This window comes from Halanaerobium sp. MA284_MarDTE_T2, from assembly GCF_003337245.1.
Taxonomy (GTDB): domain Bacteria; phylum Bacillota; class Halanaerobiia; order Halanaerobiales; family Halanaerobiaceae; genus QPJE01.
This window is the reverse complement of the sequence record NZ_QPJE01000003.1, coordinates 112,758-128,851: the sequence shown is the minus strand read 5'-3', so window position 1 is coordinate 128,851 and position 16,094 is coordinate 112,758. Positions and strand designations below refer to the sequence as shown.

Genomic DNA, 16,094 nt, shown 5'->3' with positions numbered 1-16,094 from the left:
TTACCTCCCAAGTTCTTTATGTGCTTTAGAAACTATTTTCTCCACATGATATTTCCATTCTTTATTGTTAAATTTATTTGCAAAAGTACTATCTTTATCACTGACTATATTATCATAAGTATTGTTTGTGCTGGCTGTTTCTTCAATATTATCTGCATTATTTGTAGTATATTTCAGGTGAATTAAATACTCTATATTGCTGCTTTCAGCTCCTGTTATAGGAGAATAATTTAGTCCTTTAAGTTTAAATCCTTCTGACATAAAAAAACCGCTTAAAGAAAGTATAACATCTCTGTGAACTGCCGGATCTTTGACTACTCCTTTTTTGCCAACCCTTTCTCTACCTGCCTCAAATTGAGGTTTTATAAGGGCAATAAAATCTCCGGGCTTTTTCAAAAATTTTTTTACCCCGGGTACAATAAGCCGCAGAGAAATAAAAGATACATCTGTCACAATTAAAGGTGCCTTTACCGGCAGCTGATCAAACTCTAAATACCTAAAATTACAGCGCTCATAAACTTCAACTCGCTCATCATTTCTCAGTTTCCAGGCAAGCTGACCATAACCCACATCTACTGCATAAACTTTTTTTGCTCCATTCTGGAGCAGGCAGTCAGTAAATCCTCCTGTAGAAGCACCAATATCAATTGCTTCAATTCCAGCAGGGTCAACAGCAAAAACCTGCAGAGCTTTTTCCAGCTTATATCCTCCCCTGCTCACATAGGGATTTTTGTCACCCTTTATTTCAATATCTGCATCTTTTTTTATACGGGTTCCAGCTTTATCTACTAATACCCCGTCAATATAAACAATACCTGCCATAACTGCACGTTTTGCCCGGCTGCGGCTGGAAAATAAACCTCTTTCCGATAAAAGTATATCTAATCTTTCTTTTCCGGCCATAGTTCAGAAACCTCCTGATCATAATCTAAAGCTTTTAAACAGTGTTTAATTATTCCTTCTGCATCTAAATCATAAAAACTGCGTATTTCTTCCATAGAACCATGTGGTACAAATTCATCCGGAATACCAATTCTATATATTTTTGCTGGATTAAACCCATTTTGTTCTGCAAATTCCAGTACAGCTGAACCAAAACCGCCATTTAAAACATGTTCTTCTGCAGTAATAATCTTTTTATATTTTCTAAAAAGATCTGAAAACATCTCTTCATCAAGTGGCTTTACAAATCTGGCATCTACCAGTGCAGGAGAATATCCATGTTTTTTCATTACTTCAGCAGCTTTTTTAGCTGGATATACACAAGACCCTGCTGCCAGAATAACAAATTCTTCTCCTTCTATAAGTTGTTCTGCCTTCCCAATTTCTATTTTTTCAAAATCTTTTTCTTCATCAGAACCGCTGACCTCTCCTCGAGGATATCTAACTACAGCTGGTCCGGAATGATTTACTGCAGTATAAAGCATATCCTGAAGCTGTGCTCCATCTCTTGGTGCCATTATAATGATATTTGGAATAGGTCTTAAAAATGAAAAATCGAATAATCCCTGATGCGTTTCTCCATCATGACCGACTATCCCAGCCCTGTCTACCGCAATTGTCAGCGGCAGGTTCTGAAGACAGATATCATGAATAACCTGATCATATGCCCTCTGCAGAAAAGTAGAATATATAGCACAAACTGGATTCATACCACCTCTGGCCAGGCCGGCGGATAATGTTACTGCATGCTGTTCGGCTATTCCGACATCAAAATATCTGGCTGGATATTTTTCGGCAAAACCAACTAAACCTGTACCGGAAGGCATTGCAGCTGTAATTGCTGTAATTTTCTCATCATTATCGGCCAGTTTCTGCAGGGTTCTACCAAATATTTTACTGTATGTGAGTTTTGTTTTTTTAGATTTATTTTTTTCTTTTTTTCCTTTAGCTGGACTAACCCCATGATATTGACTTGGATTGTTTTCTGCAGGCTGAAATCCCTTTCCTTTTTTAGTGATTACATGCAGCAGTACAGGTTTTTTTATCTGATCTGCTTTTTTAAAATGATCGATCAGTTCTTTTATATTGTGACCATCAATTGGACCAATATATTTAAATCCCATTTCTTCGAACAGCACTCCGGAAATCATTAAATATTTGAGACCTTTTTTTATTCTCTCTGCCGTCTGAGTAAGTCTGCTGCCAAATTTAGGAATATGTTTGAGTATAAATTCAACATCTTCTTTAAGGTGATTTAATGCTGGATCGGCAGTTATAGTAGAAAGATACTGAGAAAGTGCCCCTACATTATCTGCAATCGACATTTTATTATCATTTAATATAACATTAAAATTTGTTCCCAATTCACCGGCATGGTTCATTGCCTCAAAAGCCATACCAGCTGTCATAGCACCATCACCAATAACAGCATAAATATCACCCTTTTCTCCTTTTATATCACGAGCAAGCGCCAGTCCAAGAGCAGAAGATATAGAAGTGCTGCTGTGACCTACATTTATTATATCATGTTTGTTTTCTTCGTACTTAGGATAACCACTTAATCCATTCAGCTGTCTTAATGTATCAAAATTATCTCTGCGGCCTGTCAGTATTTTATGAGTATATGACTGGTGGCCTACATCCCAGATTATTTTATCTGCTGGGCTGTTAAGATAGTAATGGAGTGCAATTGTAAGCTCCACTGTACCGAGATTTGAAGCTAAATGGCCTCCGGTTTTAGAAACTGATTCAATAAGAAAGGCTCTGATTTCATCTGCAAGATGTTCAAGCTCAGCATAATTCATTTTTTTGAGGTCTTCAGGTCCATCTATCTGAGATAAAAATTTATACATAAATTCACTCCTAACAAATCTATTTAAAAAAACTGTGCAGATAATCTGCAGCTAGTCCAAAAAAGGCGACTACTTTACCTGTAAAAAATATAATTTCACTGGATTTTTTTATACCATAGCTTTTAAAGAAGGCCTTCCCACCAACTGTAAGAGAAGATGTAAGGCCTATAATAATTAGACTGGTAATAACATTGGAAAAATTATAAGTATTTACAATTCTAATAACTATTACTGCTCCTATTGCTCCACTGATTGTACCACATATATCTCCAACTATATCACACATCAGGCTGGCAACTTTATCACCATGTTTAACCAGAAAAAGTCCGGATTTTGCTCCAAATATTTTTTTGGCAGCTTTTGCATTAAATGGTTCAGGTCTAGCAACTGTAGCTGCCACCCCCACCATATCTGCAATTATACCCGTTATTATAATAAGCAGAAGTATAATTACTGCCGCTGGTAAAGAAACAAACTGTATCTGAGTTTGGGAACTGAAGGTAACAAATACTGCAATAAAAAAAGTAATGATAGCAATAATAATACTGCTGCGCAAATTATCCAAACTTTATACACCTCATTAAGTTTATTATATCATTTCTTTAATTAAATTTATATTTTAAATTGTAATGTATTTTTCAAAAAATTTGTGAGTGGTGATACAGCAAATAAATGCTGTGGCTTAGGTCCAGTAGGTTTTCCCCCGAAATACCCCCTTCTGTCACCAGAACAGGCGATTTCTCATTAAATTTCGACTATATGGTTACCCTTATATAGAACTGGATTACCACTCAGACCACACTTTAATCTCCACTGTATCCTGTACTAGCAGACAGCCTAGAAGTTTTCCTTAACAGTGTTTAAACTACTCCCTAGCTTCTTTTGCAGTAAAGGTTTCCAGCAGGTTCAACATATAATTTGGATCCAAAATTATATGTTTTGCTACTGTCTCCAGTACCACTCAAAGCAGGCTACACTACCCAAACCTTACGGCTGGGCAGGTTAACCTAGATTTATTCCAAGCTGGAATAAATACCAGGCCTCCACGGGAAAGGGGTCAACGCCCACATGCCATTGTGGATCGCCCCAAACCCTTAACTCCCTACATCAGCTCCCGACTGGGCGTCAGCAGCCGATGTAAAGAACTTCATCGATATGCCCGCTGACGGATTTTTAGGCCCGTCTTCAAGAATAATACACTGACTAGGATACTGCACCACTCACATTTTGTTTAATTATAACATAATAACTTATACTGTTCAATTAGCTCTGCCTGTAGAGTACAAATTGTACCAGTTCTTTAAGATGACGGGCTTCATCTCCAAAAACATCCAGTGCATCTGCTGCAGCTAAAGCATATTTTTCGGCTGCTTTTTTGGCTCCATCAATACCAAGTAGTTTTGGATAGGTCGATTTATTTAATTTATCATCACTGCCGACAGCCTTACCTAATTTTTCTTCATCACCAACTACATCAAGTAAATCATCTACAATCTGAAAAGTAACTCCAAGATTTTCTGAATAATCGGTCAGAGCATCAATCTCATCTTTATCTGTATCACTGCAGTATGCACCTGTAAGGACAGATGCTTTTATAAGTGCACCTGTTTTACCTCGGTGAACTTTCTGCATCTCTTCTAAATCAAGATTTTTATTTTCTCCTTCTAAATCCAGAACCTGACCACCAACCATACCCTGATAGCCTGATGCAGTAGAAATTAAACTGATAATTTTAATCCTTTTTTCTGCACTTATTTTTAAGGCAGATAATATTTCAAAAGCATATGTTAAAAGTGCATCACCTGCCAGAACAGCTATTCCTTCTCCAAAAACTCTGTGATTTGCTGCTTTTCCGCGTCTAAAATCATCATCATCCATACTAGGCAGATCATCGTGAATTAAAGAATAGCTGTGTATAAGCTCCAGAGCAGATCCAGCTTTTAAGGCAGCATCAGTATTACCATTTAACATCTCTGCAGTAAGAAGTGTTAAAACAGGTCTTATCCTTTTACCACCAGAGAAAACAGTATATTCCATTGCTCTACTTAATGTAGGTGATAATTCTGTTTCCTTCAGATCAAATAATTTATTTAATTCTCTATCAATTTTTTCTGCCTTTACAGTCAGAATTTTTTTTATGTTTTTCATTTATCTTCATCCTCATTATCGTCTTCAAAATTAACAGTTTTACTGAATTCTCCATTTTCTTTCAGCACCAATTCAATTTCTTTCTCTGCTTTATCCAGCCTGGTGTGGCACATTTTTATGAGCTTCATACCTCTGCTGAATTTATCCAGTGAATCTTCCAGTGATAGGCCTCCTTTTTCCAGTTCATTAACTATTTTCTCTAATTCTTCCAGCGCTTTTTCAAACTTTATATCATTTGTTTCTTCAGTCATCATATTCACCTGCTTTTTCTTTACTTTCCAGCCTGAGTCCTAATTTCCCATCCACAAGTTTTGCAGAAAGATAATCGCCTTTTTCTACATCATCAACAGTTTTAATCAGCTTATTGTTTTTATCGTTCAGCACAGCATAACCTCTGGAAAGAGTATTTAATGGGCTTAAATTATTAAGTTTTTCATATAGAAGCTGATATTTATTATTGTAGTGATTATATGTATTTTCTATCTCATGCTTTAATCTGCTTTCAAATTGATCTAAAAGCTGTTCATACTGAAAAAAAAGTTCTTCCGGTTTTGCAAATATTCTCCGTTTAGAAAGACTGTCAATTTTTTCTCTTCTGTTTTTTAAATTATTTTTTATAGATGTTTTTAACCTTTCTTTAAGACTATCAAGTCTATTTAGTATTTCCTCCCTATTTGCAGTTGCAATTTCTGCAGCTGCTGAAGGTGTGGGAGCTCTGAGATCTGCCACAAAATCGGATATAGTAAAATCTGTTTCATGACCAACACCACTAATAACCGGCAGCCTGGAATTGTAGATTGCTCTGGCAACCAACTCTTCATTGAAAGGCCAGAGATCTTCTATAGAACCACCACCACGGGTAACAATAATAAGATCTATATCATCACGGCTGTTTAAATATTCCAGTGCCTCTATAATCTCAGCTGCTGCCTTTTTTCCCTGAACATGTGTGGGTACTATTAAAGCAGAAAAATTACCTCTTCTCCTCTTCATAACGGAAAGAACATCTCTTACTGCTGCCCCTGTTGGAGAAGTAATAATCCCAATTCTTTTAGCAAGAATTGGGATTGCTTTTTTTTCTTCAGGAGCAAATAGACCTTCTTCCTTTAACTTTTTCTTCAATTTTTCGAAAGCTATAAATAGTGCTCCTCTGCCTTCAACCTGCATTTCTCTGGCATAAAACTGATATTCGCCTCTGCGTTTATATATATCAAGATTACCTCTTGCGGTGACTTTCTGTCCATCTTCAGGCTCAAAATCCAGTGAATTATTATATCCCTTAAACATAACACATTTTAACTGGGATAAATTATCTTTTAATGTAAAATACATATGCCCGGAACTGTGGTGATAAAAATTGGAAATTTCACCTGTTATCCAGAAATCCTGCAGCAGGTGGTCATTATTTATCATACCTTTTAAATAATTTGTTATTTCTTCAACTGTAAACAGTTTTATTTCTCTATTTAATTCCATTTTTATCAAAACTTTCTATTTATTTTTATTTAGAACATATTCCTTAATATTTTCTGCCGCTTTTTTGCCTGCACCCATTGCTTTAATTACAGTTGCAGCTCCGGTTACAACATCTCCGCCGGCATATACACCTGCACGGCTGGTTTTCAAGTTTTCATCGGTAATAATTCCACCCCATGATTCTGTTTCTAAATCTTTAGTGTTTTTAGTAAGCATTGGATTGGGGCTCTGACCAATAGCTATAATTACTGTGTCTAAATCAAGCATCCAGTTTGAACCCTCAATAGGGATTGGGCGTCTCCTGCCTGATGAATCCTTTTCTCCAAGCTCCATCTGAATACATTCCATTTTATCAACTCTACCATTTTTCCCATGTATGGCAACTGGATTATTCAGCAGTTTAAAGATAATTCCTTCTTCTTTTGCATGTTCAATTTCTTCATCTCTTCCCGGCATCTGTTCTTCTGCCCGACGGTAAACTATATATACCTTTTCTGCTCCCAGTCTTCTAGCTGTTCTTGCTGCATCCATGGCAACATTTCCCCCACCAACTACAGCAACTTTATCCTGTACTTTAATGGGTGTTTTATATTCTGGATACTTATATGCCTTCATAAGGTTTACTCTTGTTAAAAACTCATTGGCAGAATAAACTCCATTCAAATTCTCTCCAGGAATATTCATAAACTTGGGCAGGCCTGCACCTGTACCAATAAATACTGCTTCATATCCATCTGCAAAAAGTTCATCGATGGTAATAGTTTTTCCAACTACAACATTAAGCTGAATATCAACACCAAGATTTTTTATGCCTTCAACTTCTTCATCAACAATAGCTTTAGGCAGTCTGAACTCTGGAATACCATATCTGAGCACTCCACCTGTAGCATGCAGGGCTTCAAATATAGTCACTTTAAACCCGTATTTAGCCAGATCAGCTGCAGCGGTTAGGCCGGCAGGACCTGCACCTATTACTGCTGCTTTTTTTCCTTCCAGTTCAGGAATTCTATACTTTTCTATTTCTTCTTTAGAAGCCTTATCAGTTCCCCGATCCATATTATAATCTGCAACATATCTTTCAAGTCTTCCAATAGCTACAGGTTCATTTTTAATCCCCATTACACATACTTCTTCACACTGTTCTTCCTGTGGACATACCCGTCCACATACAGCAGGAAGATTATTTTTAGATTTAATAATCTGATTTGCTTTTATTACATCCCCATCTTTAACTGCCTGAATAAACTGAGGAATCGGTACACTTACAGGGCAGCCGTCAACACATGGCTGATGTTTACACTGTAAACACCTTTCTGCTTCTAAAGCTGCATCTTCATCAGAATATCCTCTGGGAACTTCATCAAAATTATTTATTCTTTCTTCTGGTGGCTGTTCTTTCATCGGAGTTTTCTTTGGTTTCAACGCCATTATCCGTTCACCTCTTCTTCCATTTCTCCTGCAAGTGCTTCTTCATCCTGATAAAAGCTTAATCTGTTCATAAGTTCTTCAAAATCAACTTTGTGTCCATCAAAAGCTGGTCCATCAACACAGGTGAATTTGGTTTCTCCACCAACTGTAACACGGCAGGCTCCACACATGCCTGTGCCATCAACCATTATTGAATTTAAGCTGACTATTGTTTTTATACCATAATCTTCGGTCATATCAGCAACAGCTCTCATCATCGGAACAGGTCCAATTGCAATGACCAGATCTATATTATCTTCTTGATCAAGGAGATCTTTCAGTACATCTGTGACAAATCCGTGATGCCCATAGCTTCCATCATCTGTTGTAATAAAAAGCCTGTCACTATAATTGTCCAGTTCTTCTTCCAGTATGACAAGATTTTTAGTTCTGGCTCCTGTTATTGTAATAACTTCTGCTCCCATTTCGTAAAAACCTTTTACCTTGGGGTACAGCAGTGCTGTTCCAGAACCTCCACCAAGAAGTACTACTTTTTTGTAACCCTCCATTTTAATATGATGGCCCAGTGGGCCAACTATATCCTGGATATAATCTCCTTTTTCCAGACTGCCCAGCAGTTTGGTAGAATAACCTACTTCCTGAAAGATAATAGTTATTTCACCAGTTTTATCATCATGGTCAGCTACAGTAAGCGGAATTCTTTCTCCCTTCTCATCAACTCTAAGAATGATAAAATTTCCCGGCTCAGTCTTTCTGGCAATAAGTGGTGCTTTTACTTTGACTTTCTTAATTGTTGGTGCTAAAACTTCTTTTTCTAATATTTCGTACATAATTTACCCCCCATACACTTTTAGCGCATTTCTTATAAACAGTTCTCTGTCTAAAGTATTTATCCTCCCTGAACTTTGTATTTCTTATTTTTTCTTAATTCAACCATTTTTCTATATCTCTGATTTTACTGGACTTTCCCCATTTTTTATATACTGCTGCAAAAAGGGGAGATGCAGGAATATTGAAATTTTTAGTCAATGAATCTTAACGAAATGAAGGAAGAAATAGGGTTGAACTACAGGATGGAGTGAGCTAATCATGAGTCAGGAGGACTCATTGATTAGTGTGCCCTATTTCACACCCGAATTGAGTTTTAGATAAATCTAAAAATTTCGTTGATGACTAAAGCCCCCTTTTTGCAGCTTGAAAATAAATTTTGGGGAAACTCCTAACTGATTTTATACTTGACAAACAAAAATTTTTCATTTAAAATGTTATTTGTCAGTGCGAAAGTGGCGGAATTGGCAGACGCGCTAGGTTCAGGGTCTAGTGGTCGCAAGACCGTGAGGGTTCGAATCCCTCCTTTCGCACCATTTTTTTATTTAATCTGCCATTTTTCTGCAATAAGCAGATCTTTCCCAGCAAAAATTTCTCCTCTTATAATATCTCTATTTTCTAAAAATCCTACTCCACTCGGTGTTCCACTCATTATTATATCATAATCTTCAATACTAAAATGTTTTTTAACCTCATCAATAATATCAGCCGGCTTATATATCATAAGCTCTATACCACCATCCTGACACAATTTATCATTAAGATACAGTTTTAAGCTTAAATTATTAACTTCTTCAACTTCTACAAAATCTGAAAATACTGCAGAACCATTAAATGCCTTTGCCTTTTCCCACGGCAGCCCCTTTTCTTTTAGTCTGTTCTGGACATCAACCAGAGTCAAGTCTATTCCAAATCCTACTCCGGATATTTTTCCATTTTTCATTAAAAAAGATATTTCACCCTCATATCTGCATCTGCCTTCAGGTAATTTCACCTCCCGGCTGACAGAACTATTGGGCTTCAAAAAAAGCACAAGTTCTTCTGGATTCTGATTATTGAGTTCTTTTATATGTTCAGCATAATTTCTGCCTACACATATAATTTTAGATGGCTGATATTCATTGTTTAAATAATTAATGCTCTGCAATTACTATCTCCTCCCTTTTTATATTAAAATATTCTCAAATTCTCAAAAATCTAAATAAATTAATTTTAAAAAAAATTAAAGTAAAATTTTTTAAATATCTATTCCAAATGCTATTCTTATAAAATATCCAATGATAAATGAAAAAGCAGCAACACCTAAACTAATGACAGTCATCTCTATAAATCGTCTTTTGAAATTTAAATCTTTTGCAACAGAAATATAAAAGTTGAAAATGAATATTATTAATACCGCTGAAAGAATTGTAACTGCCAGAGCAGTAATATAACTGCTGAAAATTAGGTATGGAACAACCAGTACTATTACTGTTAGAATATATGCTGTTCCTGTATATATAGAAGCTTTAAGTGCGTTTTCGCCCTCTTCTGTTTTTGTGGAAAGATATTCTGAAGCTGCCATAGAAAAGGCTGCGGCAATACCTGTAATGCTTCCAGCAAGTGCGATAATCTCTGTTTCACGCATGGCAAAAGACAGGCCTGCTAGAGTACCTGTCAGCTCAACCAGAGCATCATTTAATCCCAGCACAATGGATCCAGCATATTCCAATTTTTCTTCTTCCAGCATAGCGATCAGCTTATGTTCATGTTCATCTTCTTCTGCAAAGACTGTTTTTGCTTCTACAAATCTATCTGTAATTCTGTAATAAGATTCCTGGGCAGATTCTTCCCCTAACTCCATTAGTTTAATACCAAATGTAATACCAAAAATTCTGGCCAAAAAATAATAGAAAAATATTTTTATTCTGGAAGGCTTAACTTTTATCCCGGTATATTCCTCCCAGATTTTGTAGTGCCGTTTCTCATCTTCTGCTATTTCGTTCAGCACTTCTGCATTGTCATCACCTGCCAGTTTGGAAGCAAGTTTTTTGTAGATATGGTATTCAGTGATTTCATCTTTCTGCATCTTTATAAGCTTTTCTTTTACCTGCCTGTCCAGACTTTCAGCTCCCATAAAGTCACCTCTTTTTAGAAAAGTTTTTTACAAATCTATCTATTCTATCTATACCTTCCAGTATTTCTTCTACCGGCAGTACAAAAGACATCCTTATATAATCATCCATACCAAAACCGGCTCCTGGCACAACTGCAACTTTTTCTTCCCTCAGCAGCACCTCTGCAAAACGAACAGAATCTGTAATTTTTTCTCCCTTATAATTTCCACCAAGCACAGAAGATATGTCAACAAAAAGATAAAAAGCTCCATTGGGTCTAATATAGCTTAGCTCTTCTACTTTATCCATATGAGCCAGCATTTTATCTCTTCTCTCTTCATATATTCTGCACCTATCTTTTATTAAACTGTTGAGATTTCTATTCTGCAGTGCTTTAAAGGAAGCATACTGTGTAATTGAATTTGAATTGGATGTTGAATGGCTTTGAATTTTAGACATATTAGCAATAAGTTCCTTATTGCCAAACCCAAATCCAAGCCTCCAGCCTGTCATTGAATATGTTTTTGACATTCCATTTACTATAAACAGGTTATCCTTTAAATCGGGGCGCAGAGATATTATAGATTTAAAATTTAAATCATCAAATAAAAATTTTTCGTAAATTTCATCACTAATTAGTAATATATCATGTTTTTCCACTACTTCACACAGGGCCAGCAGTTCTTTTTCTGTATAAACACGACCATCTGGATTGGAAGGATTATTTACTATAACAGCTTTTGTCCTGTCAGTTATGGCACTATTTAACAAGTTTGGAGTAAGTTTAAAGTGATTTTCTCTTTCACCTTCAACAAAAATCGGTACTCCATCGGCGAGTTTTACCATTTCAGGATAAGAAACCCAGTAAGGTTTTGGTATTATCACTTCTTCTTTTGAGTCTAAAAGGGTCTGAAATATATTATAAAGTACCTGTTTGGCACCATTTGATGCTATAATTTCATCTACAGAAAAGCGAAAACCATAATCATCTGCAAATCGATCAGCAGCGGCCTGACGCAGTTTTTTAAGCCCTTCTGCAGGAGTATAGCGGGTATAACCTTTTTCCATTGCTTCATCAGCAGCACTACAGATATAAGCAGGTGTTGGGAAATCTGGTTCTCCGGCTCCAAAACTAATTACATTTTCACCTTCAGCTTTTAAATCTGAAGCAAGATTGCTGACAGCAATTGTCTGTGATTTATTTATGAGTGAGTTTCGAGAAGATAATTTCAATATACACACCTCATTTTTATGTATTATCAATTATAAAACTATTTAATTTTTAATTCACTATATTAAAATATACCATAAAATTAGTTATAAATAAAGAAAAAAAAGAGAGGAAATCCTCTCTTTTTATCGTGAATATAATCACAAACTTTTGTAAAATTTTTTTTATTATATTTTATCTACTGAAAAAATGATGATCACTAAAATCAAGATTAATCTTTCCTCTTTCTTCTGTATATCTACTGGAAAGCAGCTCTATCTCTTCATGACATTTAGAACACAATGTACGGCTGCTATTAGTTTCTGCACCACAAACTCTACACTTCACTTCAGACACCTCCTTATATAAATTAAATTTGTGAATTGCTTCACTTTATTATCTATATTTATACTACTATAAGTTTTTATAAAAGTCAAGCAATTTAACCAATTTATTTAATTTTTGCTAGTATTCCATTAATAAAAGAAGGTGAATCATCATCTCCAAATTTTTTTGCTATCCTCACTGCTTCATTTATGGCAACTCCAATCGGTATATCATTCTTTATTTCATAGATGGCAATTCGCATAATATTTCTATCCACCACTGGCATTCTGTCCACCTTCCAGTCAATAGCATATTTATTAATATTTGCATCCAGTATTTCTATCTGTGAACTAATACCTTTTACCAGTTTAAAAGTATAATTTTCTTCCTCTACACCTTTTTTTCGCAGAAAGTTCCTGCAGTAATTTTCTACACTTTCTCTGTCGAATTTATTTTTAATATCAAGACCATAGAGAATCTGGAGAGCCCAGATTCTCTGGCTGTGGCGCGAGCTTTTTTTCATTTCCTGATTACCTCATTCCCAGTCTAAACTCTATTTAAATCTTTCTGGTATTATTTTATCGATTAGTGTTTTCATATCTTCTTCTATATTCCACCTGGAGCCAATTACATATCCCAACCCGGTAGTTATCACTAAAAGTAATGTTTTAAAAAAACCAATACTTAAAATTAAAATTCCTATTATAAAACCTATCACTGCACCTATTACTCTGCTCTGATTTTTAAAATAAAACTGGTACAGGTTATCATAAAAATCCTTTTTATCCATTTATCAACCACCTCATTCAGATGTGCTGGGAAATTTTTTTTTCTTTTTTACATCCTGAATCAAAATTTCTACTTTATTAACATCTATACCGACAGTTTCTTTAACATGTTCTTTTAAATCATTTTGTATTTCCTGACTAATATGCGGCAGATCTCCCGGCACAGTTAAATTTCCATTTAAGATAATATTAATTCCTTCTGGCATATCTTCTATTTCAATACTAATATCTTCAATTTTTCTATTTATCATAACTCTATCTCTAATAAGATTCTTCAGAGCAGAAATAGTGATACTTATATCTCCACTTTCAGAGCTAATAATTCTGGTTGACTTAATTTTTTTGCTTATAAAAAATGGGTAAAGCAGTAGTGAAGCTGCCAGAAATAGTATCAAAGTTACAATACCTGCTTCCCAGCTTCCATAAAGAGCAGCAAAAAAATCAGGTACAGCTGATTGAGATAGGAGTCCAAAAAAGTAAAGTGAGACAGTTATAGAAACTGCCATAACTATTAATGCCAGTAAAAATGAAATCAAATTATTAATTATCTTCATCTGATAACCTCCAGTCTATTTCAAATCTGGAATACTATTCCTTTTCAACTTCTTCTTCAACCTCTTCTACTTCAACCTCTTCTACCTGATCTTCTTCCTCATCCGGAAAGTTAACACCCTGTACATGTACATTAACTGATTTAACATCCAGTCCTGTCATTCCTTCAATCGCCTGTTTTACATTATTCTGAATTTCCCAGGCTACTTCTGGAATAGAATTACCATATTCGATAATAACAAAAATATCCACTTCCACAGTTTCTTCAGTTACTTCTACTTTTACACCTTTGCTTAAATTTTTCCGTCCCAGAAGATCTGCTATACCGCCTGCAATACCACCACTCATCCCAACTACACCTTCTACTTCTGTAGCAGCAAGACCTGTAATAATGCTTACAACTTCATCGGCAATTTTTATTTTCCCTTTTTCTTCATAATTTTTCTTATTCTCTGTCATTTTATTACCTCCTTTTATTTTGATAAAACTTAACCCTTTAAACTATCCCTTAATAGCATCAATAAGTGATTTTTTGTCCTTATATTCACCAACAATTATGGCTCCCACCTTTTCTCCATTTTCATCTTCTATAACCTTAACATATATGTCATTATCCAAAATAATTTCTTCCCTGTAATCTCCTCCTTTATTCAATTCTCCAATTGAAACCACATCAATGCCGGCTATTTTTAGAGAGTGAGAAGGAATAAAACCATTAAATTCTGCTTTCTGCCCTGTCATAATCTTTCCCGCCACCTTTCCTTCTTCCATTGAAGGTGTCCAAATTCCATAAACTCTACCTTGATATTCTGCTGCATCTCCAGCTGCAAATACAGAGTCCACATTTGTTTTCATTTTGCTGTCCACCACAATACCTCTGTTTGTTTCAATCGGAGTATCTGCTACCAGATCTATATTAGACCGTACACCTGTGGAAAGAAGTACAAGGTCAGTATCAATAGTACTGCCATCTTCTAATTTGACTGTTTCTACTTTATCACTGCCGATAAATTCTTCTGTTGATGCTTCTATCATAATTTCTATATTTTTGTCCTCCAGTTTTTTCTGCAGCAGTTTTCCACCCTTTTCGTCAAGCTGTTGTGATAAGAGATAGGGGGATTTCTCCAGGACATACGGTTTTAGTCCTGCTTTAGCAAAATTGTAGGCTGATTCCAGTCCCAGCAGTCCTCCACCAACTACAACAGCTGTTGAACAATTTTTTACTTTAGAGTAAATTTCCTCTGCATCTTTACCATTCCGCAGTGTAAATACATTTTTGAGTTTACATCCTTTTATAGGTGGTACAAAAGAATGTGCACCATTTGCCAGCAGCAGTTTATCATAATAATATGTTTTTGCTTTATCGCTTTCTACAAATTTTACCGATGTATCTATACTGAGTATTTTTTCTTCCAGATGCAGTTCAATATCATTATTTTCAAACCACGACTTATCATTTATAATTATATCGTCCACATCGACTTCTCCAGACAAACACTCTATCAGTCTGGGACGGTAATAAAATGGAAAAGGTTCTTCTGTAAAAACTACAATTTCATCTTTTCCGTCTCTTACCTTTATCATCTCTTTGATAGCTGATGTTCCCGCTACACCAGCACCAACTACTAAATATCTCATTATATGCCTCCTCTTTAAATTAAAGTTATCTCTTTAATACTCGCTCCTCACATTAGTAAAACAGACCAACTATTATTTTGAATTTCTTTCACTACTTTTCTCATCTTTGTAATGAACTACTTATCTATTAATTTTTAAAACAAAAATCAATAGATAAATATTTTTAGATTTCTCAATTTGTTCAGCTATTAACCCGCTCTATATATTCATCAGTTCTGCTGTCTATCTTAATTGTATCACCTTCATTAATAAATAAAGGTACCTGTACTACAAGACCTGTTTCCATTGTTGCTGGTTTACTTCCACCTGATACGGTATTTCCCTTTATACCAGGCTGAGTTTTTTCTACTTTCAACTCTACAAAGGTAGGAAGATCAATATCTATGGGACGCCCCTGATATATAGATATATCAAGCTCCATATTTTCTTTTAGATATTTAATTTTATCTCCCAGCTGTTCCTGATTGAGGTGGAATTGCTCATAGGTATCATTATCCATAAATATATAATCACTGCCATCCCAGTACAAAAACTGCATTTTCTTTTTTTCTACATGGGCGGTCTCTACTTTTTCTCCTGCTTTAAAAGTTTTATTTATTATATATCCTTCTTCCACATTGCGCAGTTTAGTTCTGACAAAAGCACTACCTCTGCCTGATTTTGAGTGCTGAAATTCAACAACCTGATATACTTCACCATCCAATTCTATAGTTAATCCTGTATTAAAATCATTTGTTGAGATCACTATATACACCTCCATAAAAATATACTGTATTTAATTCTACACTGCATTTCAATTATAGCAGAA

At 35.3% G+C, this 16,094-nt stretch carries 18 protein-coding genes and 1 tRNA gene; 1 reads left to right on the top strand and 18 read right to left on the bottom strand.

Features of this window, described 5'->3' with window-relative positions; all coding sequences use genetic code 11:
• The 8 genes from DFR78_RS02675 to DFR78_RS02640 form a co-directional block, all read right to left on the bottom strand.
• Entirely contained in the window at positions 1-903 is a 903-nt protein-coding gene (locus tag DFR78_RS02675; RefSeq protein WP_114457295.1) for a TlyA family RNA methyltransferase, read from the bottom strand.
• Positions 882-2,795, bottom strand: coding sequence for a 1-deoxy-D-xylulose-5-phosphate synthase (dxs, locus tag DFR78_RS02670; protein WP_114457294.1), 1,914 nt, complete (start codon positions 2,793-2,795; stop codon positions 882-884). The genes DFR78_RS02675 and dxs overlap by 22 nt, the downstream gene beginning before the upstream one ends.
• Before the next feature lie 19 nt (positions 2,796-2,814).
• Positions 2,815-3,360: a hypothetical protein gene (locus DFR78_RS02665; protein WP_114457293.1), complete on the bottom strand. Its 546-nt coding sequence runs from the start codon at positions 3,358-3,360 to the stop codon at positions 2,815-2,817.
• Between the two features lie 698 nt (positions 3,361-4,058).
• Positions 4,059-4,943 (bottom strand): polyprenyl synthetase family protein, encoded by an 885-nt coding sequence (locus DFR78_RS02660; RefSeq protein ID WP_114457292.1) that lies wholly within the window; start codon positions 4,941-4,943, stop codon positions 4,059-4,061.
• On the bottom strand, positions 4,940-5,194 hold the full coding sequence (gene xseB / locus DFR78_RS02655; protein ID WP_114457291.1) for an exodeoxyribonuclease VII small subunit: 255 nt from the start codon (positions 5,192-5,194) through the stop codon (positions 4,940-4,942). The genes DFR78_RS02660 and xseB overlap by 4 nt, the downstream gene beginning before the upstream one ends.
• Positions 5,187-6,419, bottom strand: coding sequence for an exodeoxyribonuclease VII large subunit (xseA, locus tag DFR78_RS02650; protein WP_114457290.1), 1,233 nt, complete (start codon positions 6,417-6,419; stop codon positions 5,187-5,189). The genes xseB and xseA overlap by 8 nt, the downstream gene beginning before the upstream one ends.
• 15 nt (positions 6,420-6,434) lie before the next feature.
• On the bottom strand, positions 6,435-7,847 hold the full coding sequence (gene gltA / locus DFR78_RS02645; protein ID WP_199505532.1) for an NADPH-dependent glutamate synthase: 1,413 nt from the start codon (positions 7,845-7,847) through the stop codon (positions 6,435-6,437).
• On the bottom strand, positions 7,847-8,677 hold the full coding sequence (locus DFR78_RS02640) for a sulfide/dihydroorotate dehydrogenase-like FAD/NAD-binding protein (protein ID WP_114457288.1): 831 nt from the start codon (positions 8,675-8,677) through the stop codon (positions 7,847-7,849). Before DFR78_RS02640 ends, gltA begins: the two co-directional genes overlap by 1 nt.
• Before the next feature lie 447 nt (positions 8,678-9,124).
• Here DFR78_RS02640 and DFR78_RS02635 point away from each other — a divergent pair.
• Positions 9,125-9,211: transfer RNA gene (locus tag DFR78_RS02635), tRNA-Leu, on the top strand.
• 5 nt (positions 9,212-9,216) lie between these two features.
• On the opposite strand, the gene DFR78_RS02630 is transcribed toward DFR78_RS02635, so the two are convergent.
• The 10 genes from DFR78_RS02630 to efp all read right to left on the bottom strand — a co-directional run bounded on the left by DFR78_RS02630 (position 9,217) and on the right by efp (position 16,031).
• Entirely contained in the window at positions 9,217-9,822 is a 606-nt protein-coding gene (locus tag DFR78_RS02630) for a fumarylacetoacetate hydrolase family protein (protein WP_114457287.1), read from the bottom strand.
• A gap of 90 nt (positions 9,823-9,912) precedes the next feature.
• Positions 9,913-10,791 carry a VIT1/CCC1 transporter family protein gene (locus tag DFR78_RS02625; protein ID WP_114457286.1) on the bottom strand — a complete coding sequence of 293 codons (879 nt, stop codon included), beginning with the start codon at positions 10,789-10,791 and terminating at the stop codon, positions 9,913-9,915.
• A 4-nt stretch (positions 10,792-10,795) separates the two neighbouring features.
• Positions 10,796-12,004, bottom strand: coding sequence for a pyridoxal phosphate-dependent aminotransferase (locus DFR78_RS02620; RefSeq protein WP_114457285.1), 1,209 nt, complete (start codon positions 12,002-12,004; stop codon positions 10,796-10,798).
• 172 nt (positions 12,005-12,176) lie between these two features.
• Complete coding sequence (locus DFR78_RS11890) at positions 12,177-12,329, bottom strand: hypothetical protein (protein ID WP_158531697.1); 153 nt, start codon at positions 12,327-12,329, stop codon at positions 12,177-12,179.
• Positions 12,330-12,432: 103 nt separating this feature from the next.
• A complete protein-coding gene (nusB, locus tag DFR78_RS02615) occupies positions 12,433-12,831 on the bottom strand; it encodes a transcription antitermination factor NusB (RefSeq protein ID WP_114457284.1) in 399 nt (132 codons plus the stop codon).
• A gap of 30 nt (positions 12,832-12,861) precedes the next feature.
• On the bottom strand, positions 12,862-13,098 hold the full coding sequence (locus tag DFR78_RS02610; protein ID WP_114457283.1) for a DUF2273 domain-containing protein: 237 nt from the start codon (positions 13,096-13,098) through the stop codon (positions 12,862-12,864).
• 12 nt (positions 13,099-13,110) lie between these two features.
• Entirely contained in the window at positions 13,111-13,650 is a 540-nt protein-coding gene (amaP, locus tag DFR78_RS02605; RefSeq protein ID WP_114457282.1) for an alkaline shock response membrane anchor protein AmaP, read from the bottom strand.
• Positions 13,651-13,684: 34 nt separating this feature from the next.
• The gene (locus DFR78_RS02600) at positions 13,685-14,107 is read right to left on the bottom strand and encodes an Asp23/Gls24 family envelope stress response protein (RefSeq protein ID WP_114457281.1); all 423 of its coding nucleotides are present in this window, start codon (positions 14,105-14,107) and stop codon (positions 13,685-13,687) included.
• A gap of 42 nt (positions 14,108-14,149) precedes the next feature.
• Positions 14,150-15,286, bottom strand: coding sequence for an NAD(P)/FAD-dependent oxidoreductase (locus DFR78_RS02595; RefSeq protein WP_114457280.1), 1,137 nt, complete (start codon positions 15,284-15,286; stop codon positions 14,150-14,152).
• A gap of 181 nt (positions 15,287-15,467) precedes the next feature.
• Complete coding sequence (gene efp, locus DFR78_RS02590; RefSeq protein WP_114457279.1) at positions 15,468-16,031, bottom strand: elongation factor P; 564 nt, start codon at positions 16,029-16,031, stop codon at positions 15,468-15,470.
• Positions 16,032-16,094: the final 63 nt, after the last annotated feature.